Raw genomic sequence first — 26,480 nt, 5'->3', positions numbered from 1 at the left:
GGTTTGAGCCAGAAGCCCGGCTCGGCCATCCCTCCGTCCAGGTCGTCGGCGGCCTGTTCCGCTCCGTTGTGGGGCGACCCTCACGACAAAGGAATCCGCATGCGCTCGAATCGGCGCCTTATCCTGGCCCTGTCCACCCTTGCCATGGCTGCTTCGGCGGCCTCCCATGCCCAGATGACCAGCACCACCCCCGCGACCGAGCGCCGCAGCACGCTGGGCGACCAGCAGTCTGTCGCGATCACCATCTACAACGAGGACCTGGCGCTGGTGAAGGACGCGCGCAAGGTCGCCCTGGAAGAAGGTGCCAATCGACTGGCCTTGCGCGACGTGAGTGCGCGCATGCGCCCCGAGACGGCGCAACTGCGCAGCCTCACCGCGCCAGGCTCGCTCACTTTGCTGGAGCAGAACTTCGACTTCGACCTGCTGACGCCGGCCAAGCTGCTGGAGAAGTACGTCGGACGCACGGTGCGCATCGTCAAGACGCACCCCACCACCGGCGCCGAAACCGTGGAGACCGCGGAAGTGCTGTCGGCCCAGGAAGGCGTGGTGCTGAAGATCGGCGACCGCATCGAGACCGGCGTCCCCGGGCGCATCGTCTTCGACGGCGTGCCGAGCAACCTGCGCGACCGCCCCACCCTGGTCACCGACCTGGTGAACCGCCGAGCCGGCCCACAGGACCTGGAGCTGTCCTACCTCACCGGCGGCCTGGCCTGGAAGGCCGACTACGTGGCCGAGCTGAATGCCGACGACTCCGGCCTGGACCTGAACGGCTGGGTGACATTGACCAACCGCAGCGGCACCGCCTATGCCAACGCCAAGCTGCAGCTGGTGGCCGGTGACGTGAACCGGGTGCGCGACGAGATGGTCCGTGCCAAGGGCGAAGCCCGCATGGCGCTGGCGGCGGCCGCCCCGGCGGAGCCGATGTCGCAGGAGGCGCTGTTCGAGTACCACCTCTACACCCTGAACCGGCCGACCACGCTGGCCGACAACCAGACCAAGCAGGTCGCTCTGCTGGGCGCGACGGGCGTGCCGGTGAGCAAGGAGCTGCTAGTCCAGGGCGCCGACTACTACTACCGCTCCAGCGTGGGCGACATCGGGCAGAAGCTCAAGGCCGGCGTCTACGTGGAGTTCGCCAACAAGGAGACATCGCACCTGGGCATGCCACTGCCCAAGGGTGTCGTGCGCGTCTACAAGCGCGACAGCGCCGGCAACGCGCAATTCGTTGGCGAGGACCGCATTGATCACACCGCGAAGAACGAGACCGTGCGCCTGCGCCTGGGCGAGGCCTTCGACGTGACCGCCGACAAGAAGCAGACCGACTTCCGCCGCCGCGAGCCGGCCAACAAGGCGAGCTACGTCATGGAGAGCGCCTACGAGATCGTGCTGCGCAATGCCAAGGCGGAGGCGGTGACGGTCACGGTGCGCGAACCCGTCCCGGGCGACTGGCAGATGCTGGAAGAGAACCAGCCGCACAAGAAGGTGGCGGCCGGCACCGCCGAATGGCGGCTCAAGGTGCCTGCCGAGGGCAGCACCACGCTGAAGTACCGGGTGCTCGTGAGGTACTGATCCTGATGGGTGGCCTCCCCGCGGTCGGGGAGGCCGCCCTCAGGCAACGGGTCGGTTCGAGGCCGTGTAGCGCACCTCGCGCACGCCGACCTCCCGCACTTCGGCGTCGATCACCTCGCCCGCGGGGCCCGGCGGGCGCCGCCCGAAGGCCGTGGGCGCGGCGCCCCCCCGGGAACGTCGCCAGGCCAGCCTCGCCAGCACGGCCGTGGCGACCAACAGGCCGATCGCCAGCGCGCCGGCCATCAAGGCCAGCCCGAACAGCGTGCGAAGCACGCGCCCGGCGCCGACGATGAAGCTCTGCAGCATGGGCATCCGCATCACTCGTCCTGACCGCCGAAGATGCCCAGCAGCGCCAGCAGCGACTGGAACACGTTGTAGATGCTCAGGTACACGCCCAGCGTGGCGGTGATGTAGTTGGTCTCGTAGCCGTCCTGCACGCGCTTCAGGTCGTGCAGGATGAAGGCCGAGAAGATGCCGATGGCGACCACCGACAGCGTGACCATCAGGGCGCTGGACTGGATGAAGAAGTTGGCGATGCCTGCCACCAGCAGCATCACGGCGCCGATGAAGAGCCACTTGCCCATCGCGCTCAGGTCGCGCTTGATGACCGAGGACAGCGTGGCCATGCCCAGGAAGATCACGCCCGTGCCGGCGAAGGCCGTCATGATCAGCGCCGCGCCGTTGCCCAGGCCCAGCACGGCACCGATCAGGCGTGCCAGCATCAGGCCCATGAAGAAGGTGAAGCCCAGCAGCACCGGCACGCCGGCCGCCGAGTTCTTCGTCTTCTCGATCGCGAACATGAAGCCGAACGCGCCGGCCAGGAAGACCATCAGGCCGATGCCCGGGGTCATGGCCTGCGCGAACCCGCTTGCGACGCCGATCCAGGCGCCCAGCACCGTAGGCACCATGGACAGAGCGAGAAGCGCGTAGGTGTTGCGCAGCACGCGGTTGCGCTGCGCCACCGGCGCGTAGCCGCCGCCGTGCAGGCGTTCTGAGGAGACGGATTGGAGGTTCATGTCGATTCCTTTCGAGGGCCCGTATCGGGAAGAGCCGGGCCGAAGCTTGAATGTAGGCTCTTCAACGCTCCGAGAAAAGTCGTATCTCTCGTAGCCTGTCTTCGGTAAAACCGCATCAAGCAGCACTCTCCGCGGCGGCCTGGGCCAGCCGCTTGGTGCGGGCGCGGATGTTGAGCACCTCGACCGCCAGCGAGAAGGCCATCGCGACGTAGATGTAGCCCTTGGGCACGTGCTTGTCGAAGGCCTCGGCGGTGAGCGCCATGCCGACCATCACCAGGAAGGCCAGGGCCAGCACCTTGATCGAAGGATGCTTGTCGACGAACTCGCCGATCGGCTTGGCCGCGAACATCATCACGCCCACCGCCGCCAGCACCGCGGCGATCATCACGCCGATCTGGTCGACCATGCCGACGGCCGTGATCACGGAATCGAGCGAAAAGACGATGTCGATGATGGCGATCTGGCCGATCACGCCCCAGAACAGACCTCGGCGGGCCGATTCGGAAGGCTTGGCCGTCTCGTCGGGCGAATGCTCGTCGCGGGCTTCCACCTCGATGAAGATCTCGCGCGAGGCCTTCCACAGCAGGAACAGGCCGCCGAACAGCAGCACCAGGTCACGCCCGCTGATGCCCTGGCCGGCCACGCTGAACAGCTCCGCCGTCAGTCCCATGACCCAGCTCAGCGACAGCAGCAGCAGCACCCGCGTCAGCATCGCGAAGCCCAGGCCCAGGCGGCGGGCCTTGTCGCGCTGCTCCTGCGGCAGGCGGCCGACCAGGATGGACAGGAAGATGATGTTGTCGATGCCCAGCACGATCTCGAGACCGGTGAGCATGAAGAAGGCGATCCAGAGGTTGGGGTCGAGCAGGGCATCCATGGCGGGCGTGGGCTGAAGGTCGGAAAGGCAGCACTGTAGGCAGCGCCATCTTGAGCGTAAAGTCGAACTTCGCGCCGCCATGATGCGAAAAAACCGAAGCGTTCATGAACTTCAAGCACCTGCACTACTTCTGGGCGGCCGCCAAGGCCGGGGGCATCGTGCGTGCCGGGGAGCAGTTGCACATCTCGCCGCAGACCTTGTCGGGCCAGATCAAGCTGCTGGAAGACCGGCTGGGATGCGCGCTGTTCCGCAAGGCCGGCCGGGGACTCGAACTGACGGAGGAAGGTCGGCTGGCGCTGGAATATGCCGACCAGATCTTCGCCCTCGGCGCCGAACTCGAATCTCGCGTGGGCAAGGGTGTGCAAGGCAGCGAGCAGTCGCTGGACTTCCACGTCGGACTGGCCGATTCCGTCCCCAAGGCCGTCGCCTACCGCCTGCTGGAGCCCGCGCTGGGCGTTGCCGAATATGTGCGCCTGATCTGCCACGAGGGGCGCTTCGCCGACCTGCTGGGCCAACTCGCCGTGCACCGGCTGGACCTGGTGATCGCCGATGAACCCATGAGCCGGCAGGTCAGCGTCAAGGGCCACAGTCAGTTGCTGGGATCGACGGCGATGAGCTTCTTCGCCTCGCCGGCGCTCAAGCGCGGCCTGGAGGGCGAGTTCCCGGGCTGCCTGAACGGCGCCCCGATGTTGCTCCAGGGGCGCTCTTCGGCCATGCGCCAGCGGGCGGACTTCTGGTTCGCCGCGCGCCGGATCCGGCCGCGGGTGATAGGCGAGTTCGACGACGCAGCGCTGATGAAGGCCTTCGGCGGCGAGGGCCGCGGCGTGTTCATGACGCCCACGGTGCTCGAGTCCGAGACCTCGGCGCAATATGGGGTGCGCGTGGTGGGCCGAACAGACGAGCTGGTCGAGGAGTTCTACGCCGTGACCGTGGACCGCCGCTCGCCCCATCCTTGCGTGGCCGCGGTCACCGCGCAGGCGGGGGCCCAGCTGCTGGGAAGCTGAGCGGGCCGCGCCCGGCCGGCGCGCTGATTGCCGCCCCTGTCGGATGAGCCTGAAAGACCTCGACCCGTGGGGCCACTGGATCGTCCTCGCCCTGGGCCTGATCGCCGCCTCGCTGATCGCACACCGATTGTTTCGGCCGGTGGTGCGCCGCATGGCGAGCTGGTCTGCCGTGCTGGTGGGCATGGTGCATCGCTGCGATCGCCCCCTGCAGTGGGCCCTGCCCCTGGCCGCCTTGCAATTGCTGTGGGAGGGCCTGCCCGACGGCCTGGCCGGCGCCAGCCTCGTCCAGCATGCCAACGGCTTGCTGCTGATCGGCGCCCTGACGGCGCTGGGCATGGCCGGGGTGCGGGGCGTCGCCGACGGCGTGCTTGCCCGGCATCCCGACACGGTCGCCAACAACCTGACGGCGCGAAGGGTGCACACCCAGACCAAGGTGCTGTCGCGCATCGTCAGCGGCGCTGTGCTCGTGGCGGGGGTGGCCTTCATGTTGATGTCGTTCCCGCGGGCGCGGCAGTTCGGCGCCAGCCTGCTGGCCTCGGCGGGCGTGGCGGGCCTGGTGGTCGGCCTGGCCGCCAAATCGGTGTTCGGCAACCTCCTGGCCGGTCTGCAGATCGCCTTGGCGCAGCCGATCCGCATCGACGACGTCCTCATCGTCGAAGGCGAATGGGGCCGGGTGGAGGAGATCACCGCCACCTACGTGGTGCTGCGCATCTGGGACGACCGGCTGATCATCCCGCTGGGCTGGTTCAGCGAGCACCCGTTCCAGAACTGGACGCGCACCACCGCCGACCTGCTCGGCACCGTCTTCCTCTGGGTCGATTTCGGCGTGCCGCTGGACGAGCTGCGGGCCGAGGCGCGCCGCCTGTGCGAGGCTTCGGCGAACTGGGACCGCCGCGTGTGCCTGGTGCAGGTGACGGACGCGAACGACAAGGCGATGCAGCTGCGTGTGCTGGTCAGCTCCAGTGACTCGGGGGCCAACTTCGACCTGCGCTGCGAGGTGCGCGAGGGTCTGATCGACCTGCTGCGGCGCCGCCACCCCGGCGCCCTGCCCCGCCTGCGCGCCGAATGGACGGCACCGACGGCCGAGCGACCCGCGGGATGATCTTTCACTGGGGCGGGGCCCGAAGCGGTTACCCTGACGGCCCCCATGCAAAAGCATTCCCGCACTCCAGCGCGCCCAGCCGGCCCTCCCTCGCTGCCCGATCCTCGCCATGTGAGCCGCCTGCCGCCGCACATCGGCCAGGCCCAGTTCAACCGCATCCGGCACGCTGCCTACGCGCTGCCCCAGGTCGTCAAGCCGGCCGATTACGCCAACGGCCCCGACGAACCCGGCTCCGACGAGCAGATGGATCGCCTCGGCTTCGTGATGGTGAACAAGGCCGCGGCCGGCCAGCGCCCGAGCCGCTGGATCGACCCGGCGCTGTTCGATGCGGCCCTGGCCCATCTGGAAGCCGTCGACCTCAACGCCGACGCCCGCAGCCTGATGCTCGAGCGCAGCACGGCGCTCGAAGCCGCCGCGGTGTCGCGCCGGGCCGGCCAGTGGAGCCGGCTCGTGCGGCATCCGCTGCCGGTCCCCAGCACTGGCTGGCGCGTGCCTGTGCTGTTCCGGGTCCCGGTCGACCCTGAAGTGGCCTGGGCCTTCTACCGCAGCGGCGACGAGCCGGCCCTGCATGCCGCGCTCGGCGCACCGCAGCCCTATCCCCAGGCCGCCGAGCTGATCGCGCACTTCGAATCACTCATCGAGCGCAGCCGCCAGCTCAACCCGACCCACCTGGAGTCCCTGCTGCCCCGGCTGCAGGCCGAGATGGCCGCACACCAGCCGCTGCGGGACGATCCCGCCGCACTGCCGCTGCTGAAAACCGCCGCCGATCGGGCCCAGGACCGCTGGGAACACCAGGTCAGCGAGCTCGACACCCTGGCCAGCCTGAACAATGAGCTCGCCTTCGGCGGCTACCCGGACACCTTCGAGAAGGCGCGCCGGCTGCAGCGCCAGGTCACCCTCTACGTCGGGCCGCCCAACAGCGGCAAGACCCACGCCGCCTTCGAGCGCCTGGCGCAGGCCCTGGACGGCGCCTACCTCGCGCCCCTGCGCCTGCTGGCGCTCGAGGGCCGCGACCGGCTGGTGGCGCGCGGCGTGCCCTGCTCGCTGCTGACCGGCGAGGAGAACGTGCCGGCGCCCGATGCGCGCGTGGTCTCCAGCACCATCGAGATGGTCGGCACCAATACGATCATCGACGTGGCGGTGATCGACGAGGCGCAGATGATCTTCGACTCGTCGCGCGGATGGGCCTGGACCCAGGCCATCGTGGCCGTGCCGGCGCGCGAGGTGATCATCATCTGCTCGTCGTATGCAGTGGCGGCGATCGAGCGCCTGCTGGGCCTGTGCGGCGAGGCTTGCCACATCAGGCGCTTCGAGCGCAAGCAGCATGTCGAGCGGCTGACGCACGCCGTGCCCGTCGAGGGCGTGAAGAAGGGCGATGCAGTCGTTGCCTTCAGCCGGCGCGACGTGCTGATGCTGCGCGACCAGATCTCCGCCGCCGGCCATCCGGTCTCGGTGGTCTACGGCGCGCTGCCGCCCGAGGTGCGCCGCAACGAGGCCGAGCGCTTCGCCAGCGGCCAGTCGCACGTGCTCGTCGCGACGGATGCCATCGGCATGGGCCTGAACCTGCCGATCCAGCGGGTGCTGTTCAGCACCATGAGCAAGTTCGACGGCGTCGCGGACCGCCCGCTGAACGAATCGGAGGTCCACCAGATCGCTGGCCGCGCGGGCCGCTACGGCATCCACGAGGAAGGTTTCGTGGGGGTGCTGAGCGAGGCCGAGCCGGGCGCGGCGCGGCTGCTGAAGGAACTGCTCGTCAAGCCGCCGCGCGCGCCGCGTGATTTCAAGGCACCCGTCGCTCCCAACACCTGGCATGTGCAGACCATCTCGTCACGCCTGGGCAAGACGAAGCTGCGCGAGGTGCTGGGCGTGTTCGTCGACCGGCTGAAGCTCGACGACCAGCACTTCGCCGTCGCCGAACTGGACGCGATGCTCGAGCTGGCCGAAGGCCTGGATCGCCACGCCGGCAGCCTCACGTTGCGCGAGCGTTTCGTCTATGCCCAGGCCCCCGCGGACACCCGCAACGAAGAGTCGCTGCAGGAGTTCCTGGACTGGGCCTGGCAGCACGCCGACACCGGCCGGGTGGGCGCACCGTGGTTCCTCGGCCAGGTGAGCAGCCACAGCCGGCTGGATGCGATGGAGCAGGCGCTCAAGGCCTGCTCGCTATGGCTGTGGCTGGACCTGCGCTTTCCCGGCGTCTACGGCCGCCTGGACGAGGTGCTGGCACTGCGCGCGGAGCTGAACGAAGGCATCGAACGCCAGCTCAAGGGCAAGCGGCCGCTCGCGCAACGCCGAGCGCGGCGTCAGTTCGCCAGGTGAATTGGGGCCCCCGGCCCGACGAGTACGCTCGGGCCACCCCCCGAGGGGGTAGCGCGGCCGCTTCGACATCGGCCGTGCGCTGGCCGCGCCGGAATCAGGCGGCGAACTTGCTGAAGACCAGCGTGGCGTTGGTGCCGCCGAAGCCGAAGCTGTTCGACATCGCGGTGTTCACGGGCGCATCGAGGCGTTCGCGCAGGATCGGCAGGCCTTCGGCCGCGGGGTCCAGCTGCTCGATGTGGGCTGAAGCGGCAGCAAAGCCGTGCTCCATCATCAGCAGGCAGTAGATCGCCTCCTGCACGCCGGCCGCGCCGAGCGAGTGGCCCGAGAGCGACTTGGTCGAGCTGATGGCAGGCACCTTGCTGTCCGCAAAGACCCGGCGCACGGCGTTCAGCTCAGCCAGGTCGCCCACCGGCGTGGAGGTGCCGTGGGCGTTGATGTAGTCCACCGGTGTCTTGACCGTGGCAAGCGCCTGCTGCATGCAGCGCACGGCGCCTTCGCCGGACGGGGCCACCATGTCGTGGCCATCGGAGGTGGCGCCGAAGCCGACCAGTTCGGCCAGGATGTGGGCGCCGCGCGCCTGGGCGTGCTCCAGCGACTCCAGCACCATCATGCCGCCGCCGCCGGCGATGACGAAACCGTCCCGCGAGGCATCGAAGGCGCGGGATGCGCGCTCGGGCCGGTCGTTGAAGCTGCTGGACATCGCGCCCATCGCGTCGAACAGCAGCGAAAGCTCCCAGCTCTCTTCTTCACCGCCGCCGGCGAAGACGACGTCCTGCTGGCCCCACGCGATCAGCTGGCCGGCATGGCCGATGCAATGCGCGCTGGTCGAACAGGCCGAAGTGATGGAGTAGTTGACGCCCTTGATGTGGAAGGGAGTCGCCAGGCAGGCCGACACGGTGCTGCCCATGGTGCGCGTCACCATGAACGGCCCGACGCGCTTGATGCCCTTGGCGCGCAGGGTGTCGGCCGCCCAGACCTGGTTGAAGCTCGAGGCGCCGCCCGAGCCCGCCACCAGGCCGGTCCGCGGGTTGGAGACATCCTCCGGCGACAGGCCGGCGTGCTCGATGGCCTGCTGCATCGACAGGTAGGCGTAGCCGGCCGCATCGCCCATGAAGCGCAGGGTGCGGCGGTCGATCGCCGCCTCCAGGCTCAGATCGGGCCGGCCGCTGACCTGCGAGCGCATGCCGAGCTCGGCGTAGCGCGGGTTGGACTTCAGGCCTGAGCGGCCCTCTCGCAAAGTCTGCGCAACCTCTTGCCGGTTGTTGCCGAGGCTGGAGACGATGCCGTAGCCGGTGACGACGACGCGACGCATGTCAGAAGTCTTCCGTCGAGGTGAACAGACCGACCTTGAGGTCGGTGGCCGAATAGATCTCGCGGCCGTCGGCGAACAGCCGTCCGTCGGCGATGCCCATCACCAGCTTGCGCTCGATCACGCGCTTGAGCTCGAGCTTGTAGGTGACCGTCTTCACGGTCGGCAGGATCTGGCCGTAGAACTTCACTTCGCCGGAGCCGAGCGCCCGGCCGCGGCCGGGGTTGCCGCGCCATCCGAGCCAGAAGCCGACCAGCTGCCACATGGCATCGAGCCCCAGGCAGCCCGGCATCACCGGGTCGGATTCGAAGTGGCAGTCGAAGAACCACAGGTCCGGCCGGATGTCGAGTTCGGCCTCGATGCTGCCCTTGCCGTGCGCGCCGCCGGTGTCGTCGATGCGGACGATGCGGTCCATCATCAGCATCGGCGGCAGCGGCAGCCGGGCATTGCCGGGGCCGAAGAGTTCGCCGCGGCCACAGGCGAGAAGCTCCTCGCGGCTGTACTGGTGGCGGCCCTGCGCACGTTGGCTGGGCTGGGCGGGGGCGGGAGAGAGCGTGTCCTGCATGGGTCGGTCGGGCGCGCGGTTGCGCGGGGCGCCATTCGGGTGCGAGAAGCCGAGATTGTGCCCGGCCCGACGTGACGTCTACGCGACCGGCGTCAAGCCCGCGTTGGGCGCCCCGGCACGCGGTCGGCCGCGAGCAGCGCGTTCCTGCGCGACGCGGCGGCTCCACCACAGCCAGACGCCCGTGGCGCTGAACAGAGCAATCGCCGCGCCCAGCGCCGAGATGAGCACCCGGCCCGGCAGGCCGAGGAGGCGGCCCGAGTGCAGCGGGAACATGCTCTGCAGGAACAGGTCGCCGGCACTGCCGGTGCCGGGAACGTGGGCACCGGCCAGCTCGCCGGTGCGACTGTCGAAATAGAGCCAGGCGTTGCCCAGGCCGCCGTCGCCGTGGTCGTGGCCCGCCCTGAAGAAGCCCACGCCCCACAGGCCGAACTCCGGCGAGAGGAACACGCCGCCGGCCGGCTCGGTGAAGCCGCGGCGCCGAGCCTCGGCCTCGGCGCGCGCCAGCACTTCGGCCCGTCCGACCCGCGGCTCGATCGGCCGCGCGGCGGGGCTGCGGCTGGCGAACGGGGACCGGGTCAAGGGCGAGAACCACTCCACCACCGGGCGCATGACCTGGGTGTTCAGGTTCATGGACACCGAGGTGACCGCCAGCATCAGCACCAGCAGGAACAGCCAGACGCCGCCGGAGCGGTGCAGGTCGAACACCAGCCGGCGCCCGCCGGCAGACCAGCGGAAGCTGAACGAGCGCTTCCACTGGCTCGCCTTGGGGAAGGAGATGACGATGGCCGCCAGCGTGTCCAGCACCCAGGCGACGGCGATCAGGCCCATCAGCCAGAGGCCCCATTCGATGCCGCCGCTGGCCGGCAGATGCATCGAGTAGTGCAGCTTGTAGAGGAAGGGCAGCAGGTTCTCGCGCGTGAGCGACACCGCGCCCCACTCGCGCCGGCCCTGGAGGGCGCCAGTAGCCGGGTCCAGGGCGACCTGGTTGTAGCCGGGCTGGTAGAGGGCGCCGGCGGTGTCATCCCAGCGCGGCGTGACAGAAGCGACGAAGGTGTGGCCCGGCTCGATGGCCAGCGGGTGGTAGCTGACGCGCACCCGCGGGTCGGCCGCTTCGATGCGCGAGACCAGCTCGTCCACGGGCCATGCGGGGCCGTCCGTGCGAGCCTCGTACAGCGCCGGGTTGAGCCAGGCGTCGAGCTCGTGGTCCCAGGAGATGACGGCGCCGGTCGCCCCGGCGATGAAGAGAAACACCGCCGCGGCCAGGCCGAACCAGCGGTGCAGGCGGACGAGGAGGCTGCGCATCGCGACTCCGGCTGCGGAACAACGGGTCCCGGTGCTGGCGGAGGGCTGGCGAGGGCAGTGAACGCATTCTATTGAGAATGGTTCCTATTTGCATAAAGCCAACGGGCGGCGGGTATTTCAGCGATGACCCGCTCGATCACTCGGCTTTTTGATCGGCAATGCGAATCAGTCGTATTACGATGCCGGCATGACGATCCCGACCCCGCCGCCGACGCCTCCCGGCCTCCCGCCGAGCCCGGCGCCGACTGCCGTTCTCCAGTTCCACACGCCTCGCGGCCCGCAATACCGAAGTGAGGATTTGCTCGGCGCCGGCGACGAGGCGCTGATCATGCACGCCGGCCAGGTCTATCGGCTGCGCCGCACCGGCACCGGCAAGCTCATCCTCACCAAGTAGAGCGCTCCGTACGGCGGCGCCGGCGGCCACTCCTGCGCCGTCGGCCGGGGCCCTTCATCCCCCTGCTCTTCACACCAGCGCCGCGCCAACAGCCAGCCGGCGTGGCCGACGACCAAACGCGCCAGCCCCGGCTGCCAGCGACCGGCGCGCTCGAGCATCGTCTGGAGACTCTCGCCTCCTCCGGGCTGGCAGCCGCTGAAATCGGCGCACCAGGCGTCCAGCTCGGCACGAGGGATCTCGTGCCAGGGCCGGCCCTCCCAATCGCCGAAGTGAAGTTCCGCCAGGGCCGGGTCGACATGGTGCTGCCAGCCCCAGCGGCGCAGCCACCGTCCGACATCGGCGCAGCGCCGCAGCGACGAGGTCACGACGATGCGCGGCAGCTCATGGCGACGTGCAGCGCGCTGGATTCGCCTGGCCAGGCGCTTGGCGCGCCGCGGGTCGACCCGCAGGTCGGTGCCCGCGCCTATGCAGCGGCCCTCGGCGCCTTCGGGCCTCGGGTGGCGCCAGGCCAGCAGCAGATCAGCCGCCAGCGGCACCGTCACACCGCGCACAGCGCGAGCAGAGCCGCTACCTCGGTGAACTGCTCCGCTGCGCCCAGCGTGTCGCCGGTGTAGCCGCCCAGGCGGCGGCGCAGCCAGTGGCGCATCAGCAGCGGCACGCTGGCGGCGAGCACCAGGACAGCCAGTGCACGGCCGGGCGAGAACGCCCCCACGCCCGCGCCGACGGCCACCAGCCCGAAGCCCCACGCCAGTGCCGTGGTCCATTCGACCGGGCCGATCGCGGTGGCCAGCGGCTTGGCCTTGGCATGCTCGGCATCGCCCGCGTAGGGCAGCAATGCCATCAGGGTCACCGCGCCGGCGCGTCCCAGTGCATGCGAAAGAACCATGGCTGCAACGACAAGTGGCCATGGGCCAGCGCACAGCGAGGCCATCAATGCCACCCTGGTGCCCAATACGACGATCAAGGCCACTGCGCCATAGCTGCCGATGCGCGAGTCCTTCATGATGGCCAGGGCCCGCTCGCGCGGGACGGTGCCGCCCAGCGCATCCAGGGTGTCGGCCAGGCCGTCCTCGTGGAAGGCACCCGTGATCGACACGGTGGCCGCCAGCGCCAGCAAGGCCGCGACGACGGGCGGCCACAGCATCGAGGCGGACAGCAGCACCGCCGCGCCGACGGCCCCCACCAGCGCGCCCACCAGAGGGAAGTGGCGCGCCGATGCGTTCAGCCACTCCGGCTCGAAGCCGACCCAGCGCGGCGATGGCACCCGGGTGAGGAACTGCAGCGCGACGAAGCCCAGCCGCAGTTCGCGCAGCAGCGCCTCCATCAGGCCTGCTCGCCGACTTTCTCGCTGACCCCGGCCGACTCGAAGCTCGCCATCTCCTCGAGCACCCGGCAGGCCGAGTCGATGACCGGCCAGGCGAGCGCGGCGCCGGAGCCCTCGCCCAGGCGCAGTCCCAGGTCGAGCAGCGGCTGGACGCCGAGCACCTTCAGCCAGCGCGCGTGGCCGCTTTCGGCCGAGGCGTGCGCAAACACGCAGCGCTGAAGCACCGCCGGTGCCAGCGCCGCGGCCACCGCGACGGCGGCCGTGGTGATGAAGCCGTCGACCACGACGAGGCGGCGCTCGGCCGCGGCCTGCAGCACCGCGCCGGTCATGGTCGCGATCTCCAGCCCGCCCAGCGCCGCCAGCGCGTCCAGCGGCTCGATGGCCGCCGCGTGCAGCGCGAGCGCCTCGCCGAGCACGCCCAGCTTGCGCGCCAGGCCGGCGTCGTCGAGACCCGTGCCGCGGCCCACGCAATCGACCAGCGGCAGGCCAGCCAGGCGGCTCATCAGCAGGCTGGCGGCCGAGGTGTTGCCTATGCCCATCTCGCCCAGCAGCAGCACGTTGCCGGGCAGCGAGCGCAGCAGCGCGGCGCCGCGGTCCATCGCCTGCTCGCACAGCGCGCGCCCCATGGCCGGGGCACGGCTCGAATCCGCGGTGCCGAGCGCGAGCTTGGCGTCGACGAGGCCGGCGCGGGTGCCGAAATCGTGCTTCACGCCGCAATCGGCCACCGTCAGCGCCAGGCCGTGCTGGCGCGCCAGTACCGACACCGCCGCGCCGCCGGCCAGGAAGTTCTCGACCATCTGCCAGGTCACGTCGCTCGGGTAGGCCGAGACGCCGCGTGCGGCGATGCCGTGATCGGCCGCGAAGACCACGAGTTGCGGGGCCTCCAGCCGCGGCCGCTCGCGGCCCTGCACCAGCGCGATCTGCAGGCCCAGGGCCTCGAGCCGGCCCAGGGCTCCCAGCGGCTTGGTGAGGTGGTCCAGGCGGTGCTGAACGCGAGCGGCGAGCGCGGCGTCGTCCAGGCTGGCGATGTTCAAAGGTGCGTTCATCTTGTCAGTCATGTGCTGGCGTGGGCCCAGTCGGCAAAGAGGCGATGCAGCTGCGCCACGCCGTCGGTCAGCGCCGCGGGGCCGGGCTGCAAGATGTCGCAGGACTTGATCTCGTGCAGGCGGCCGTCGCGCACCGCGGGCACCTCGGCCCAGCCGGGCCGCGCGGCCACCTTCTCGGGCCGGAACTTCTTGCCGCACCAGGAGCCGACGATCAGCTCCGGCGCGCGGCGCGCCGGCTCCAGCGGGTCGGCGATGACCCGGTCGCGCCCCATGCGCTGCGAGCCCAGCTCGGGGAAGACGTCGTCACCCCCCGCGATGCCGATCAGCTGCGAAACCCACTGGATGGCGCTGATCATCGGCTCGTCCCATTCCTCGAAGTAGACGCGCGGCCGCCGCGGCCAGCGACCCGCGACCTGCGCCATCGCCGCGAAGGCGCGCTCGCGTTCGGCTATCCAGGCCTCGGCCGGCGCAGCGCACCCCACCAGGCCGGCCACCAGCCGCAAGGTGGCGAAGATCTCGGCCACGCTGCGCTGGTTGGTCACCAGCACGTTCAGGCCGGCGCGGATCAGCTTGTCGGCCAGCGCCGCCTGCATGTCCGAGAACCCGATCACCAGGTCCGGCTCGAGCGCCACGATCTTGTCGACCTTGCCGTCGAGGAAGGCCGACACGCGCGGCTTCTCGTCGCGTGCCCGTCGCGGCCGCACGGTGTAGCCGGAGATGCCGACGATGCGCTGCTCCTGCCCCAGCAGGTAGAGCCATTCGGTGGTCTCTTCGGTCAGGCAGACGATGCGCTGCGGGCCGATGGCGGCGATGGCGTCAGGCGTGGCTTGGGTCATTCGCAAAGGCGCGCGAGCAGGCCGGGCGCGAAGCAGGAGTCGATCATGTCGGCCAGCTCGTCGAAGCTGTCGTCCAGGCTTTTCACGCCGACACCGAAGAGGGCGCGCAGCACTGCGGGCGATTCGAACAGGCCGTGCACGGAGGTCGCCAGCACCGAGCCGGCTGCCCAGGCCAGCGGCAGGCCCTCGCGGTCGCGCAGCACCGCCGTGGCGCCCTGCCCGTCCAGGGGCGAGGTGCGTCCCTGCCGGATCTCGTAGCCCGAGACCTCCACGCCGTTCAAGGCCCGCCAGGGGCCCGACGCCAGGCCGGTGAAGCTGCCCGAAGCGCGGCCCACCCGCTTGTGTGCCTCGTAGCGGGTGACCAGCGGCAGCAAGTCGAGGCCCGGCCAGTTGCCGGCCTCGCCGTCCACACCCTCCGGGTCGGACAGGGTGCGACCGAGCATCTGCAGCCCGCCGCACACGCCGAGCAGCGGCCTGCCGGCCGCGGCGTACAGGCGCAACATGCGGTCAAGCCCCTGCGCGCGCAGCCAGGCGAGGTCGCCGCTGACCTGCTTGGAGCCGGGCAGGACGATCCAGTCGGCGCCGTGCAACTGGGCCACGCTGCGGGCCCAGACCAGGCGCAGGCCCGGCACCTGGCGCAGCGGTTGGAACTCGTCGAGGTTGCTGACCTGCGGGTAGGCGACCACCGCCACCGTGCGCACCGGAGCAGCCACGCCCTGCAGGGGAGCCGCCGACGCGATGGGATGGTGGTCGAAGACCCCGTCCTCTTCCGGCACGCCGTGGTCGCGCCGCATCGGCAGCACGGCCGCGAGCGGCACGCCGGTCATCTGCTCCAGTTGCTCCGGGCCGGGCGCCAGCAGGCTGGCATCGCCGCGGAACTTGTTGAAGACGAAGCCGGCCAGCGTGGCCCGCAGGTCCTTGGGCAGCAGGGCCCAGCTGCCGTAGCAATGGGCGAAGGCGCCGCCGCGGTCGATGTCGGCCACCATGAGGCTGGTGAGGCGGCCACTCTCCGCGGCCCATCGCGCGGTGCCCAGGTTGACGTAGTCCTCGGCGGCGAGGTTGATCTCGGCGGGCGACCCAGCGCCTTCGATCACCAGCAGCTCGTGGCGGTCCCGTAGGCGGGCGAAGCTCTCGCGGGCGGCCATCGCCAGCTGGTGGCTGCGTTCGCGCCACGGCATGCGCGACAAGCCGGGCGCCACCCGGCCGTTGACCACGACCTGGCTCGTCGTCTCGCCCTCGGGCTTGAGCAGGACGGCGTTCATGTCGACGCTGGGCTCGACGCGCGCCGCCAGCGCCTGGAAGTACTGCGCCGCGCCGATCTCTCCGTAGCGGCCGTTCTGGCCGGCCACCACGCGGGCGTTGTTGCTCATGTTCTGCGCCTTGAACGGCGCCACATCGATGCCGCGCCGCGCCGCCCAGCGGCACAGCGCGGTCGTCAGCAGGCTCTTGCCGGCGCCGCTGGAGCAGCCCCAGACCATGATCGCGCGTGCCGTCATCAGGATTCCGTGGTCAACAAGGTTGGGTCGTCTGGTCGCTCGTGCAGCGCCTGGCGCAGGGCGTCCATCGACGCCGGCGGCTGCGCACTCAAGCGTACCCAACCGGACAGGCCGAACGAGCCGGCGTTGCGCACGGCGATGCCGCAAGTGCGCAATGTTTGGGGGGTGACGCCGGCCGGCAGGCGAGCACACACGAAGGGTGTCACGCTGGGCTGCACTTCGGCACCGGCGGCCAGCAGCAACTGAACGAGTGTCCGCTTCCATTGGCGCAGCCGGGGACGCTGCTCGGCCAGCCATTGCTGGGCACCATCGCCGACCCAGGCTTCGAGCAGGGCCACGCCGTCCGCGCCAAGAGGCCATGACGGTTCCGTCGCCGCCAATGCGGTGGCCCAGAGCGCGATGTCGCCTCCGCCATTCGGTGAGATGGCGTACGCGGCCCGCACGCCGGGCAGCCCCAGCGCCTTGTTCGGGCTGACCAGCTGGAAGACCGCGTCACGGGCCGCGCCGCCCCAGGCGCTGCTGCCTTCGAGGCGCAAGGGCGCGTAGACGGCGTCCAGCACAGTGGTGCAGAGCTTCAAGTCCGCCGGGGGCGGGCTGTCCTGGCCGAGCGGGCTCGATGGATCGGCGCACCAGCGCAAGGTCGGCGCCAGTTCGTCGTCCTGCCCTTTGGTGACCACGGCACGACCATGCGCCTGCGCCGCCGCCGCGTAGTCCCCGTAGGCATGCCGCGGCACCTGCACCGGCCCGGGCGCGAGCCGCGCACCCACCGCCGTGATGCGCTGGATGAACTCGCTCGCGCTGGCCGCGATGACGATGCGCGAGACCTCAACGCCATGCCAGCCCGCCAGCTGCTCGCGCAGCCGGTGGTAGGCCGGATCGGGATAGCGGGAAGGATCGGCGCGGCGCAAGGCCTCGAGCGCGAGAGGGCACGGGCCCGCGGCGTTGGCGTTGGTGGAGAAATCCCAGCGTGCCACGCCGCGCGCGTCCGGGCCGCCGTGCGTCCGGCTCATGACAGCCCTCCCTTGGCGACCAGCGCGGCGGCGGTCAACGCCATCGCCGCCCAGGCCGCTGCACGGGCACGGCTCAAGGCCCCGCGCAGGGCGATCGCATCAGGCACAGGCGCGGCGCCGTTCAGCACGTAGACGCCGGGCTTGGCCAGGCGCACGCCCAGATGCAGCGCCATCGCGCCCATGGGCCAGCCGCCGTTGGGCGAAGGCGTGTGGCGGGCCTCCTGCGCCAACGCCCCCCAAGCGGGACGAACGCCGAGCAACAGTGCCGCCGTGATCCGCGCCGGCACCCACGACAAGGCATCGTCCGCCCGAGCGGCCCATTTGCCGGCCCATTCATAGCGGCCGCGATAGCCCCACATCGCATCGGCCGTGTTGGCCAGGCGGTAGACGGCCGCTCCCGGCAGGCCGAGCACGGCATACCAGGCCAGTGGCGCTATGACGGAGTCGTTCAGGTTCTCGGCCAGGGTCTCGATCGCCGTCTGCCGGATCGCCGCCTCGTCGGCCTGCCGAACGTCTCGGCTGACGAGGCGAGACAGCCGGATGCGCGCGGCCTCCAGGCCTTGGGTCTCGAGGGCCGTCTCGACCGCGGCGACCTCGTCGCGCAGCATGCGCCAGGCAAAGCAGGGCTTGAGAAGGAGGCCGAGCACGATGGCGGCGACCAGGGCCGGCAGCCTGCTCGCGAGCAGGGTCTCGACCCACCACGCCGCACCGCCGATGAGCGCAGCGAGCGCCAGCCAGGCGATGGCGCCCGCCGCGAACGCCGGCGCCGGCCGCCAGGTGCTGATCCGCCGCCCGACCGGGCCGAGCACACGTCCCAGGGCTGCCACCGGATGCCAGCGATTCGGAGGCTCGCCGAACAGCAGGTCCAGCGTCCAGGCCAGCAGCAGCGCTGCCATGGCGCTGGTCACGGCAGCAGCTCCGGCGCGCAGAACACCAGCTCGGTCGGCGACAGCGGGGGTCGCGATGCCTCGCGGCGGGGCGTGCCGGGCCCCAGGTTCAATGGCGCGGAAAAGCCCGGCCCGCCCCAGACGAAGGTGTGGAACTCGCCGTCCTCCCCGCAAGGGCAGACCGTGGCGGGCAGGCGCGCCAGCAGCGCCGCGTCGAATTCGGCGCCGCAGAAGGACGCCTCGAGCCGTGCCGTGTCGACGCACACCAGCCGTGCCTTGATGCCTCGGCGCACGATCTCCTCGGCCAGTGCGGCCCGTGGCTCGCCCCAGAGCGGGAACACGGCTTCGAGGCCGGCGCGTTCGCACATGGGTTGCAGCCAGTCGCGGTGGGCCTGCAGGTCGATGTCGCCGAACACCATGTGGCTGTGGCCGCTGTCCTTGAGCTGCTGCAGCGCGGCACCGAAGGCGTGGCCGTAGTCGCCGGGCCCGACGACGGCGGGATGCCAGGTGCCGCCCAATGCCGCCACCTGCGCGGCGATGAGCGCCGAGGGCAGCGCATGGCTCTTGCTCGTGCCGTCGATGTCGAGCATGGTGAGGAAGCTGCGCACCTCCAGCCCGGCCTCACGGGCGCGCAGCAGCGCGAGGCACGAATCCTTGCCGGCGCTCCAGCTGATGGCAGCGGTCTTCATGGGCTCTCAGTCCTCTATCCCGCGCTGCGCCGGCACACCGGCCGTGAAGTGGTGCTTGACCAGGCGCATCTCGGTCACCGTGTCGGCCAGCTCGATCAGTTCCTCGGGGGCGTTGCGGCCGGTCAGCACGACGTGGGTGTTAGGGGGCCGCTCCCGCAGCGCCGCCAGGACCACCTCCAGCGGGATCCAGCCGTAGCGCAGCGGGTACGTGATCTCGTCCAGCACGACGAGGAAGTGCTCGCCCCCGCGGATCGTCGCCTCGGCCCGGGCCCAGCCTTCGCGTGCCAGCTGCGCCGAGTGATCGAGGTCGCGGCTCTTCCAGCTGAAGCCATCGCCGAGGCCCTCGATCGGCACGCCCAGCTGTTCGAACAGCCGGTGTTCGCCGAAGCGAGCCGAGGGCACCTTCATGAACTGGTAGACCTTGACCGGCTTGCCGCGGCCATGCGCACGCAGGGCCAGGCCGAAGGCGGCCGTGCTCTTGCCCTTGCCGTCGCCGGTGTGGACGAGGACCAGGCCGCGCCGTTCGCCTTCGGGCTTGGGCGTGCTGCGGTCGATGGGGGGTGCTTCGATTTCCATTCAGTCCTCCAGGCACGGCAAGGCCACGGGGTGGCCGCCGCGTTCGTCGATGTGGATGGCGTGGTCGAACGTCGCCTGCAGCGCGGCGCGCAACGCCGGTTCGGCGGGCGCGCCCTCGGCCTGCACCACGCCCTCGCGCAACACCAGCAGGTGGTCGGCCCGCAGCGCCAGCGTCAGCTCATGCAGCACGGTGACCACGGTGTGGGTGGACGCCAGGCGGCGCAGCAGGCGCACCAGCGCCACCTGGTGCGGCGGATCGAGGTGCGCGGTCGGTTCGTCCAGCAGCAGCACCGGGGCGCCGGTGGCCAGCGCGCGAGCCAGCAGCACGCGCTGGCGCTCGCCGCCGGACAGGGCCTGGAGCCGGCGAGCGGCCCAGGCGGTGCAGCCGGTCGCATGCATCGCGGCCTCGACCGCCGCTTCGTCGGCCGGCGTGGACTCGCCCAGCAGGCCCTGGTGCGGCAGGCGGCCCAGGGCGACCGTCTCGCGCGCCGTCAGCTCGCCACTGGCAGGCCCCGACTGCGCGAGCCAGGCCAGCCGCTGCGCCCGCACGCGCCGCGGCCAGTCGGCCAGGGGCCTGCCTTCGAGGCGCACCTCGCCTCGGCTGGGAACGACGAGGCCGGCCAGCGCGCGCAGCAGCGTCGACTTGCCCGCGCCATTGGGGCCGACGATCGCCGTCCAGCCGGGAGCCAGGGACGCGCTGACGCCGCGCAGCACCTCTCGCTGCCCCAGCTCGACGAACAGGCCGCGCGCTTCAAGCACCGCCGGCCTCCTTCCGATGCAACAGCCGCATCAGGTAGCCGCCGCCCAGCAACGCGGTCACGACGCCCACCGGCAGCTCCTGCGGCGCGATCAGCCTGCGCGCCACCACGTCGGCCCCGAGCAGCAGCACGCCGCCCATGGCCGCACTGGCCAGCAGCGTGTAGCCCTGCGGTGCCGGCGCATGGCGGCGCACCAGGTGCGGTGCGACGAGGCCGACGAAGGCGACCAGCCCGGCCTGCGAGACCGCCAGCCCCGTCGCCAGGGCCAACAGCAGAACCAGCACCAGCCGCAGCCGCGGCAAATCGAGCCCCAGGCTGGCCGCGCTGTCCTCGCCCAGCGTGAGCGCATCCAGCGCGCGGGCATGGCGGCGCGCCAGCGGCAACAACAGCGCGAGGCCGCCGAAGAGCCAGGCGCAACTGGACCAGCCGAGAAAGCCGGTGCTGCCCAGCAGGAAGCTCTGCTTGCCGCGCAGGGCCTCGGGCGAGAGGGTCGTCACCAGGTCGCTCGCCGCGCCCAGCACCACGCCGACCACCACGCCGGCCAGCAGCAGGCGCATCGGCTCTCGTGCGCCGCGCGCCATCGCGAGCGTGAACACCAGCCCGGCCAGAGCCCCCACGAAAGCGGCCACGACCAGGCCGAGCCGGCCGAGCCACTCCGCGCTCGCCAGCCCGATGGCGACGCCGCCCAGCGAGGCGCCGGCCAGCACCAGCACCACCGCCAGGCCGGCGCCCGCCGCCGTGCCGAGCAGGTAGGGATCGGCCAGCGGGTTGCGGAACAAGCCCTGCGCCAACGCACCGGCCAGGCCCAGCAAGGCGCCCACCCCCCAGGCGCCCAGGGTGCGCGGTGCCCGGATCTGGCCGAGGATGAGCGCGGCCTGCTCGCCCTGCAGGTCCGCCATGAATTCATGCCACGACAGGCCCGACGGCCCGGCCGCCAGGCCGAGTGCGCCGAGCACCAGGCCCATCGCGGCAAGGGTGACGAGCAGTCGATGCCGGCGCCGTCGCTCGAGGCGATCGGCATCGAGCTGCGCTTGGGCCCGCGCCGCCACTGGCGGTGACGGCGGCAAGCTCATCGAACGCCCTCCCCCGAGCGCTCGAGGCCCACCAGGCAATCCGCCAGCGCGCGCGCCGCTTCGCCCATGCGGGGCCCGGGCCGGATCAGCAACTCGTAGTGCGCCGTGTCGAACCCGCAAGCCCGGCGCGGCAACGCGCGCAGCGCCTGCCATCCGGGCCGGCCCGGCATGGAGCGCAGCGCCCGGTCCGAGGCCATGACGACGTCGGGCTGGGCGCGCACGATGTACTCGGGGTTGAGCTTGGGGAACGGTCCGAGCTCGCGCGGCACGGCGTTGTCCATGCCCAGCCGTGCCAGCGTCTCGCCGATGAAGGAGCCGGCGCCTGCGGCATAGGGATCGGGCGCCACTTCGAAATAGACCTTCTGTCCGCGCAGCGAGGGAGGCACGCGCGACGCGGCGGCGACCACGTCTTTCTCGATGCCTGACCAGACCGCCTCCGCCGCGCCGGGCGTGCCGAGCAGCCGCGCCAGGAGCGTCAGCGTGCGCCGCACGTCGGCGTGGGTCTGCGACTCGAGGATCACCACGCGCTGGCCCAAGGAACGCAGCCGCTCTATCACCCTCGCCGATTTCGCGGCCAGGATCACGTCGGGCTTGAGCGAGACGATGCGCTCGACCTGCGCATCCTCCAGTCCGCCCAGCTGAGGCAGCGCACTCACCGAGGCGGGCCAGTTCGAGTAGCGGTCGACGCCCACCAGCCTCGTGCCGGCGCCGAGAGCACACACGGTTTCGGTCAGCGAGGGCAGCAGGCTGACGATGCGCTGCGGCGGCGCGGCCAGGCGATGTTCGGTGCCGCCGTCGTCGCGCAGCACGATCTCGGCCGCCGCCTGCAGCGACAGCATCAGCCCGCACAACAGGATGAGCAGCTGCCGCGCCCTCATGGCCGCTTCACCGCCATCTCGAGGCCAGCCACCATCAGCGTGACGCGCTCGCACACCGCGGCCACGCGCTGGTGCAGCAGGCCCAGCGCATCGAGGAACTGGCGGCTCTCGCGAGACAGGGGCGCCAGGCCCAGCCCGATCTCGTTGGACACCAGCACGACCGGCCCCGCCGCCTCGCGCAGGGCATCGCACAGCGCAGCCTGGCGGGCGAGCCATTGCGACTCGGTGAGCGCAGGCCCGGCCAGTGGCAGCCGCAGCTGCGTCAGCCATAGAGTGAGGCAATCCACCACCAGCAGGCGCTGCGGCGACGAGTGCTCGGCCACCGCCTCGGGCAGCTCGTGCGGCACCTCGAGCGCCTGCAAACGCGGCACGCGCGCGGCGCGATCGGCACGATGGCGTGCGATGCGCTCGGCCATCTCGCCGTCGCCCGCCAGTGCGGTCGCGATCAGCACGGCCTCGCGCCGGTGGCCATACGCCAGCCAGTCGGCCGCACGCTGCTCGGCGCAGCGCGACTTGCCGCTCTTCTGGCCGCCGAGGATGAGCTCGTGCATGGGCCGCGCCGCTATCTCAAAGCGCGTCGAACGCGTAGCGGATGCCGATCCAGGCCTGGCGGCCCAGGCCCTGGTAATCGCGCACCGGTTGCACATCCTCGTCGGTGGCGTTCAGCAGCTTGGCCTCCAGCGACCAGCGCGGCGCGAACTGCCAGCGCAGGTTCAGGTCGAGCGTGGTCTCTTCAGCCAGCTGGTAGCTGCTGCCATCCGGCCGCGAACCCACCTGCAGCACTGCGGCGCCGAAACGCCAGTCGCCGCTGGTGTAGTCGGCGGACAGGCTCAGCTGGTGCGCGGCGCGGCGGTTCAGCCGGGCGCCGGTGTCGGTGTTCTTCGCATCGAGGAAGTCCGCGACGCCTCGCAGCTCCCAGCCGCCCAGATGCCAGCCGCCGGACAGGGTCAGGCCTTGCATCCGAGCGTGGCCGACGTTGGCCGCGCAGCCGAAGTCGTAGGCCGCGTCCGCGGGGCACAAGCTGCGGTCGCTTTCGTAGACGATGAGGTCGCGCGTGCGGTTGCGCCAGGCGGTGGCCGAGACATCGAAGTCTTCCCAGCGGCCGTCGACGCCGAACTCCATGCTGATGCCACGCTCCGGCTGGATGCCTGGCACGCCGTAGCCGGGGTAGTACAGGTCGTTGAAGCTCGGGGCGCGGAAGGACGAGCCTGCCAGGGCACGCAGGCGCCAGGTCTCGTCCAGCTTCACCTTGCCGCCGAGGCGGCCCGTCGTCACCTGGCCGTAGACGGAGTTGTCGTCGTGGCGAAGATCGGCCTGCGTGCTCACCGGGCCGACCTGGCCGAGCCAGGCGAGGATCAGCGCGTTGTTGTCGCGCTTGACGTCGGCGACGTAGTTGCTCGAAGAGGCCTTCTCGGTCAGCCCCTCGTAGGCGAAGGTCAGGCGCTGGTCGCCGTCGACGCGCCAGGTGGCCTGGGCATCGAGCTGCTCCCGCCGCGTGCGGAAGCGGTCGATCTGCGTGCCGCCGCTGCGAAGGTCGTCCTCCTGCGTCGAAGCGCGCAGCGTGGTGGTCCAGTCGGCGCCCCAGTGGGCGCGGTAGTCGAGCGCGGCGAACTGGTTGTCCAGCTTGTTGCGGAAGTCCGGCCGGTTGTCCTGCGCATAGTCGGACGGCAGGAACTCGCTGCTGTCGAATTGCGAGTTCAGCTGGGTCGACATCACGCTGAGGCCGATGCGCTGGCCTTCGACGACGTTCCAGCCGAGCTGGGCTTGCGCGGTCGTGCGGCGCGAGCCGTCGTGGTCGGGGTTGTAGTTGCCGAACTGGTCGTTCGGCCGCAGGGCCGACACGCCATCGAGCTGGTCGTGCGAGAGCGAGCCGGCGAGGTCGATCGCGCCCACGCGGCCGCTGGCGTTGAGGGAACCCTCCAGCGCGCCGTACTGGCCGGCGGCCAGCCAGGCGCCGAAGCGCGTCCGGCCATCGGCCTGGCGGGTGAAGATCTGCACCACACCGCCGGCACCGTCCGCGCCGTAGAGGCTGGAGCCCGGGCCGCGCAGGATCTCGATGTGGTCGATCATCCCGAGGCTCAAGCCCTCGAACGCCACCTGGCCCAGCGTGGCCGACCCGACGCGCACGCCATCGACCAGCACCAGCGTGTTGCCCACGCCGGCGCCGCGCATCATCAGGCCGGCCGAGGCGCCGGGGCCGCCATTGCGCTGCAACTGCAGGCCGGCCTCGCGGCGCAGCAGGTCCTCCAGCGAATCGGCGGTCGAGGCCTGGATCTGGTCGGCGTCGATGACGACGAGGTCGCCGGCCAGGCGGCCGGCGGGCACCGGCTCACGCGAGCCGGTGACGACGATGCGCTCCGGATCGACTGCGGCGGCAGCGGCGGTGGCCACGGCAGTGGACTGGGCGTGGGCGGGGGCGAAGGAAAGCGCGGCGGGCAAGGCGCAGGCGAGCGCCAGGGCGGCGCGGGGCCGGGCGAGCAGGACGGACATGGATACAGCGGCGAAGACGACACACGTGCATGCCGGCTTCCCCGCCAGCTCGCACCTCACGGCGCGCTGCACTTGCGTGCGGCACGCCACCTCGTTGGCCGGTATCCGGGCTGGCGGAGGCGACCCGTGACCCCTTCCCGAATGCCTTGCGGGCACGCAGTGGGTTTGTCGTCACGAGCAGAAAGCAGCCTCGATCGAGACCGCCTTCGTCCGCTTACCGTTGCGGGGGCAGCGCAGGTTGGGGTCGTCACCGTGGGCACGACCCGCCCTGCTTCCCGTTGAACTGCGCCGACCCAGGATGGCCGGCGCGAGCACCAACGGCCGGGATCATAACGGCTGAGGCTGACGCAGCCCCGGGTCAGATCAAGAGACGATGGGGCGGCAGTCCCGTGGTATGCCTGCGACGGTAAAGACACATGCGACTCATTCGTATTTAGAATGCGCCGTCTTTCCAGCCTCCACCGACCGCCCCGTCCCGGCGTCCCCGACCAGAACATGAAGCTCCCGCTCCCTCTTGCCGCCGCGATGCTGGCCCTGTCCGCCACCGCCCACGCCGACGAAAACCTGCTGGGCTACGTCCGCGGGGCCGAGGTGTTGCCCAAGGGCGCGACCGAGTTCTACCAGTGGTTCACCCAGCGCGCCGACAAGGGCCAGGGCACCTACCGCGCGCTCGATTCGAAGACCGAGATCGAGTACGGCCTGACCGACCGCTTCCAGGTCTCCGGTGAGCTGAACGCCATGTCGTTGAACACCTCGGGCCTGGTCATCGACGGCTACCTGCCCGGCGCGAACAAGTTCGGCCTCAAGCCCAGCAGCATCGAGCTCGGCACCAAGTACAACTTCCTCAGCCCGGCCAAGGACGACTTCGGCCTGTCCAGCATCTCGACCTTCGAATACGGCTGGATCGACCCGCACTCGGGCCGCAAGAAGACCGAGTTCGAGTTCGAGTCCACCCTGGCCGCGCAAAAGTACTTCCTCGAAGGCCAGCTGACCTGGGTCGGCAACATAGGCCTGCGCGCCGCCTACGAAAAGCGCGCCGCCATCTCCAACCTGCCGGAAGGCTTCGACTGGCCGACCGACCCCGAGATGGAGATCAACGCCAAGGTCGGCACCGGCCTGTCCTACCGCTTCGCGCCGGGCTGGTATGTCGGCGCCGAGGCGATGCACGAGACCGAGTGGGAGACCGAGGTCGGCACCGAGCGCTGGTCGCTCTTCGCCGGCCCCTCGATCCACTACGGCGGAGAGAAGTGGTGGGGCACCTTCACCTGGTTCCAGCAGGTCCGCGGCGGGGGCGAGAAGTACGCCGGCCAGACCGACACCGACCTGCACCTGATCGAGAAGACCAAGCGCGAGATCCGCCTGAAGGTCGGCTACAACTTCTGAGCCATTCCTTCCCCCTCACCGCGATGCCGCCGCCGCCATGCCCCGCCCTCTCGAACTGACCGCCCTGCTGCTGCCGACGGCCTTCCTGGCCCAGGCCCACGCCACCGATTACCTCAGCGTGGCGCAGGCGCAGACCCTGCTGTTCCCGGCGGCGAAGACGTTCACGGATGCCACGCTCAAGCTCACGTCCGATCAGCGCGACAAGATCAAGGACCAGGCCGGCGTGCGGCAGCGCACTGACGAAGTCAAGGTCTGGCGTGCCGAGCGCGATGGCCAGCAGCTCGGCTGGTTCTTCGTCGACGAGGTGATAGGCAAGCACGAGTTCATCACCTACGCCACGGCGGTGGGCCGCGACGGCAAGGTGCTCGGCATCGAGATCCTGAGCTACCGCGAGACCCACGGCGGCCAGGTGCGCGATGCGGACTGGCGCAAGCACTTCGTCGGCAAGTCGCTCGGCGACAAGTTCAAGCTCGACGAGGACGTGCCCAACATCAGCGGCGCAACGCTGTCGTGCCGCAACCTGCTGGATGGCGTCAAGCGCCTGCTGGTCGTCCAGCAGCTCTACCTGTCCCGCGGCTGAGCAACG

General features: G+C 70.8%; 27 protein-coding genes and 1 riboswitch. Of the genes, 7 read left to right on the top strand and 20 right to left on the bottom strand.

Annotation, left to right across the window (positions count from 1 at the left end; translation table 11 throughout):
* The first annotated feature begins 99 nt into the window (after nt 1–99).
* Nucleotides 100–1,566 (top strand): DUF4139 domain-containing protein, encoded by a 1,467-nt coding sequence (locus ACS5PM_RS17250; protein WP_439388892.1) that lies wholly within the window; start codon nt 100–102, stop codon nt 1,564–1,566.
* A 39-nt stretch (nt 1,567–1,605) separates the two neighbouring features.
* On the opposite strand, the gene ACS5PM_RS17245 is transcribed toward ACS5PM_RS17250, so the two are convergent.
* From ACS5PM_RS17245 to ACS5PM_RS17235, 3 genes are all read right to left on the bottom strand, one after another.
* Nucleotides 1,606–1,878 (bottom strand): hypothetical protein, encoded by a 273-nt coding sequence (locus ACS5PM_RS17245; RefSeq protein ID WP_439388891.1) that lies wholly within the window; start codon nt 1,876–1,878, stop codon nt 1,606–1,608.
* Nucleotides 1,879–1,883: 5 nt separating this feature from the next.
* Entirely contained in the window at nt 1,884–2,582 is a 699-nt protein-coding gene (locus ACS5PM_RS17240) for a Bax inhibitor-1/YccA family protein (RefSeq protein ID WP_439388890.1), read from the bottom strand.
* Between the two features lie 115 nt (nt 2,583–2,697).
* On the bottom strand, nt 2,698–3,456 hold the full coding sequence (locus ACS5PM_RS17235; RefSeq protein ID WP_439388889.1) for a TerC family protein: 759 nt from the start codon (nt 3,454–3,456) through the stop codon (nt 2,698–2,700).
* A gap of 104 nt (nt 3,457–3,560) precedes the next feature.
* On the opposite strand from ACS5PM_RS17235, the gene nhaR reads away from it, so the two are divergent.
* The 3 genes from nhaR to ACS5PM_RS17220 are packed head-to-tail and all read left to right on the top strand — an operon-like array spanning nt 3,561 to nt 7,878.
* Nucleotides 3,561–4,460: a transcriptional activator NhaR gene (nhaR, locus tag ACS5PM_RS17230; protein ID WP_439388888.1), complete on the top strand. Its 900-nt coding sequence runs from the start codon at nt 3,561–3,563 to the stop codon at nt 4,458–4,460.
* A gap of 43 nt (nt 4,461–4,503) precedes the next feature.
* On the top strand, nt 4,504–5,562 hold the full coding sequence (locus ACS5PM_RS17225) for a mechanosensitive ion channel family protein (RefSeq protein ID WP_439388887.1): 1,059 nt from the start codon (nt 4,504–4,506) through the stop codon (nt 5,560–5,562).
* Nucleotides 5,563–5,607: 45 nt separating this feature from the next.
* Nucleotides 5,608–7,878, top strand: a complete 2,271-nt coding sequence (locus ACS5PM_RS17220; RefSeq protein WP_439388886.1) for a helicase-related protein — start codon at nt 5,608–5,610, stop codon at nt 7,876–7,878.
* A 94-nt stretch (nt 7,879–7,972) separates the two neighbouring features.
* Here ACS5PM_RS17220 and fabB read toward each other — a convergent pair whose 3' ends face one another.
* The 3 genes from fabB to ACS5PM_RS17205 form a co-directional block, all read right to left on the bottom strand.
* Entirely contained in the window at nt 7,973–9,190 is a 1,218-nt protein-coding gene (gene fabB / locus ACS5PM_RS17215) for a beta-ketoacyl-ACP synthase I (protein WP_439388885.1), read from the bottom strand.
* Between the two features lies 1 nt (nt 9,191).
* The gene (gene fabA, locus ACS5PM_RS17210; protein ID WP_439388884.1) at nt 9,192–9,752 is read right to left on the bottom strand and encodes a 3-hydroxyacyl-[acyl-carrier-protein] dehydratase FabA; all 561 of its coding nucleotides are present in this window, start codon (nt 9,750–9,752) and stop codon (nt 9,192–9,194) included.
* A gap of 78 nt (nt 9,753–9,830) precedes the next feature.
* Nucleotides 9,831–11,054, bottom strand: a complete 1,224-nt coding sequence (locus tag ACS5PM_RS17205; RefSeq protein ID WP_439388883.1) for a PepSY-associated TM helix domain-containing protein — start codon at nt 11,052–11,054, stop codon at nt 9,831–9,833.
* Nucleotides 11,055–11,241: 187 nt separating this feature from the next.
* Between ACS5PM_RS17205 and hemP the strand changes: the two genes are divergently transcribed.
* Nucleotides 11,242–11,448, top strand: a complete 207-nt coding sequence (gene hemP, locus ACS5PM_RS17200) for a hemin uptake protein HemP (RefSeq protein WP_439388882.1) — start codon at nt 11,242–11,244, stop codon at nt 11,446–11,448.
* On the opposite strand, the gene ACS5PM_RS17195 is transcribed toward hemP, so the two are convergent.
* The 14 genes from ACS5PM_RS17195 to ACS5PM_RS17130 are packed head-to-tail and all read right to left on the bottom strand — an operon-like array spanning nt 11,400 to nt 24,511.
* Complete coding sequence (locus ACS5PM_RS17195; RefSeq protein WP_439388881.1) at nt 11,400–11,990, bottom strand: histidine phosphatase family protein; 591 nt, start codon at nt 11,988–11,990, stop codon at nt 11,400–11,402. The two genes, hemP and ACS5PM_RS17195, sit on opposite strands and share 49 nt — an antisense overlap.
* Nucleotides 11,987–12,772, bottom strand: a complete 786-nt coding sequence (cobS, locus tag ACS5PM_RS17190) for an adenosylcobinamide-GDP ribazoletransferase (protein WP_439388880.1) — start codon at nt 12,770–12,772, stop codon at nt 11,987–11,989. The genes ACS5PM_RS17195 and cobS overlap by 4 nt, the downstream gene beginning before the upstream one ends.
* Nucleotides 12,772–13,818 (bottom strand): nicotinate-nucleotide--dimethylbenzimidazole phosphoribosyltransferase, encoded by a 1,047-nt coding sequence (cobT, locus tag ACS5PM_RS17185; protein WP_439388879.1) that lies wholly within the window; start codon nt 13,816–13,818, stop codon nt 12,772–12,774. Before cobT ends, cobS begins: the two co-directional genes overlap by 1 nt.
* A gap of 8 nt (nt 13,819–13,826) precedes the next feature.
* Nucleotides 13,827–14,654, bottom strand: a complete 828-nt coding sequence (locus tag ACS5PM_RS17180; RefSeq protein ID WP_439388878.1) for a cobalamin-binding protein — start codon at nt 14,652–14,654, stop codon at nt 13,827–13,829.
* The gene (locus ACS5PM_RS17175) at nt 14,651–16,150 is read right to left on the bottom strand and encodes a cobyric acid synthase (RefSeq protein ID WP_439388877.1); all 1,500 of its coding nucleotides are present in this window, start codon (nt 16,148–16,150) and stop codon (nt 14,651–14,653) included. The genes ACS5PM_RS17180 and ACS5PM_RS17175 overlap by 4 nt, the downstream gene beginning before the upstream one ends.
* On the bottom strand, nt 16,150–17,160 hold the full coding sequence (locus ACS5PM_RS17170; RefSeq protein WP_439388876.1) for an aminotransferase class I/II-fold pyridoxal phosphate-dependent enzyme: 1,011 nt from the start codon (nt 17,158–17,160) through the stop codon (nt 16,150–16,152). Before ACS5PM_RS17170 ends, ACS5PM_RS17175 begins: the two co-directional genes overlap by 1 nt.
* Entirely contained in the window at nt 17,157–18,068 is a 912-nt protein-coding gene (gene cbiB, locus ACS5PM_RS17165) for an adenosylcobinamide-phosphate synthase CbiB (protein ID WP_439388875.1), read from the bottom strand. The genes ACS5PM_RS17170 and cbiB overlap by 4 nt, the downstream gene beginning before the upstream one ends.
* Entirely contained in the window at nt 18,065–18,736 is a 672-nt protein-coding gene (locus ACS5PM_RS17160) for a Dph6-related ATP pyrophosphatase (RefSeq protein WP_439388874.1), read from the bottom strand. Before ACS5PM_RS17160 ends, cbiB begins: the two co-directional genes overlap by 4 nt.
* A 6-nt stretch (nt 18,737–18,742) precedes the next feature.
* The gene (gene cobO / locus ACS5PM_RS17155; RefSeq protein ID WP_439388873.1) at nt 18,743–19,312 is read right to left on the bottom strand and encodes a cob(I)yrinic acid a,c-diamide adenosyltransferase; all 570 of its coding nucleotides are present in this window, start codon (nt 19,310–19,312) and stop codon (nt 18,743–18,745) included.
* Entirely contained in the window at nt 19,313–20,071 is a 759-nt protein-coding gene (locus ACS5PM_RS17150) for an ABC transporter ATP-binding protein (protein ID WP_439388872.1), read from the bottom strand.
* Nucleotides 20,064–21,143, bottom strand: a complete 1,080-nt coding sequence (locus tag ACS5PM_RS17145) for a FecCD family ABC transporter permease (RefSeq protein ID WP_439388871.1) — start codon at nt 21,141–21,143, stop codon at nt 20,064–20,066. The genes ACS5PM_RS17150 and ACS5PM_RS17145 overlap by 8 nt, the downstream gene beginning before the upstream one ends.
* Nucleotides 21,140–22,021, bottom strand: a complete 882-nt coding sequence (locus tag ACS5PM_RS17140; RefSeq protein ID WP_439388870.1) for an ABC transporter substrate-binding protein — start codon at nt 22,019–22,021, stop codon at nt 21,140–21,142. The genes ACS5PM_RS17145 and ACS5PM_RS17140 overlap by 4 nt, the downstream gene beginning before the upstream one ends.
* Nucleotides 22,018–22,572 carry a bifunctional adenosylcobinamide kinase/adenosylcobinamide-phosphate guanylyltransferase gene (locus tag ACS5PM_RS17135; RefSeq protein WP_439388869.1) on the bottom strand — a complete coding sequence of 185 codons (555 nt, stop codon included), beginning with the start codon at nt 22,570–22,572 and terminating at the stop codon, nt 22,018–22,020. The genes ACS5PM_RS17140 and ACS5PM_RS17135 overlap by 4 nt, the downstream gene beginning before the upstream one ends.
* Nucleotides 22,573–22,588: 16 nt before the next feature.
* Entirely contained in the window at nt 22,589–24,511 is a 1,923-nt protein-coding gene (locus ACS5PM_RS17130; protein ID WP_439388868.1) for a TonB-dependent receptor domain-containing protein, read from the bottom strand.
* A gap of 79 nt (nt 24,512–24,590) precedes the next feature.
* Nucleotides 24,591–24,845, bottom strand: a riboswitch (cobalamin riboswitch).
* Nucleotides 24,846–25,006: 161 nt separating this feature from the next.
* On the opposite strand from ACS5PM_RS17130, the gene ACS5PM_RS17125 reads away from it, so the two are divergent.
* Both ACS5PM_RS17125 and ACS5PM_RS17120 read left to right on the top strand, forming a co-directional pair.
* Nucleotides 25,007–25,894, top strand: coding sequence for a DUF6662 family protein (locus tag ACS5PM_RS17125; RefSeq protein WP_439388867.1), 888 nt, complete (start codon nt 25,007–25,009; stop codon nt 25,892–25,894).
* 37 nt (nt 25,895–25,931) lie between these two features.
* On the top strand, nt 25,932–26,474 hold the full coding sequence (locus ACS5PM_RS17120) for an FMN-binding protein (RefSeq protein ID WP_439388866.1): 543 nt from the start codon (nt 25,932–25,934) through the stop codon (nt 26,472–26,474).
* Nucleotides 26,475–26,480 lie beyond the last annotated feature (6 nt).

Origin of the sequence: Ideonella flava, assembly GCF_051857595.1 — a bacterium.
In the GTDB taxonomy this organism is placed as follows: domain Bacteria; phylum Pseudomonadota; class Gammaproteobacteria; order Burkholderiales; family Burkholderiaceae_C; genus Ideonella.
The sequence above is the reverse complement of the archived record's forward strand: the minus strand, read 5'-3'. Positions and strand labels throughout refer to the sequence as shown.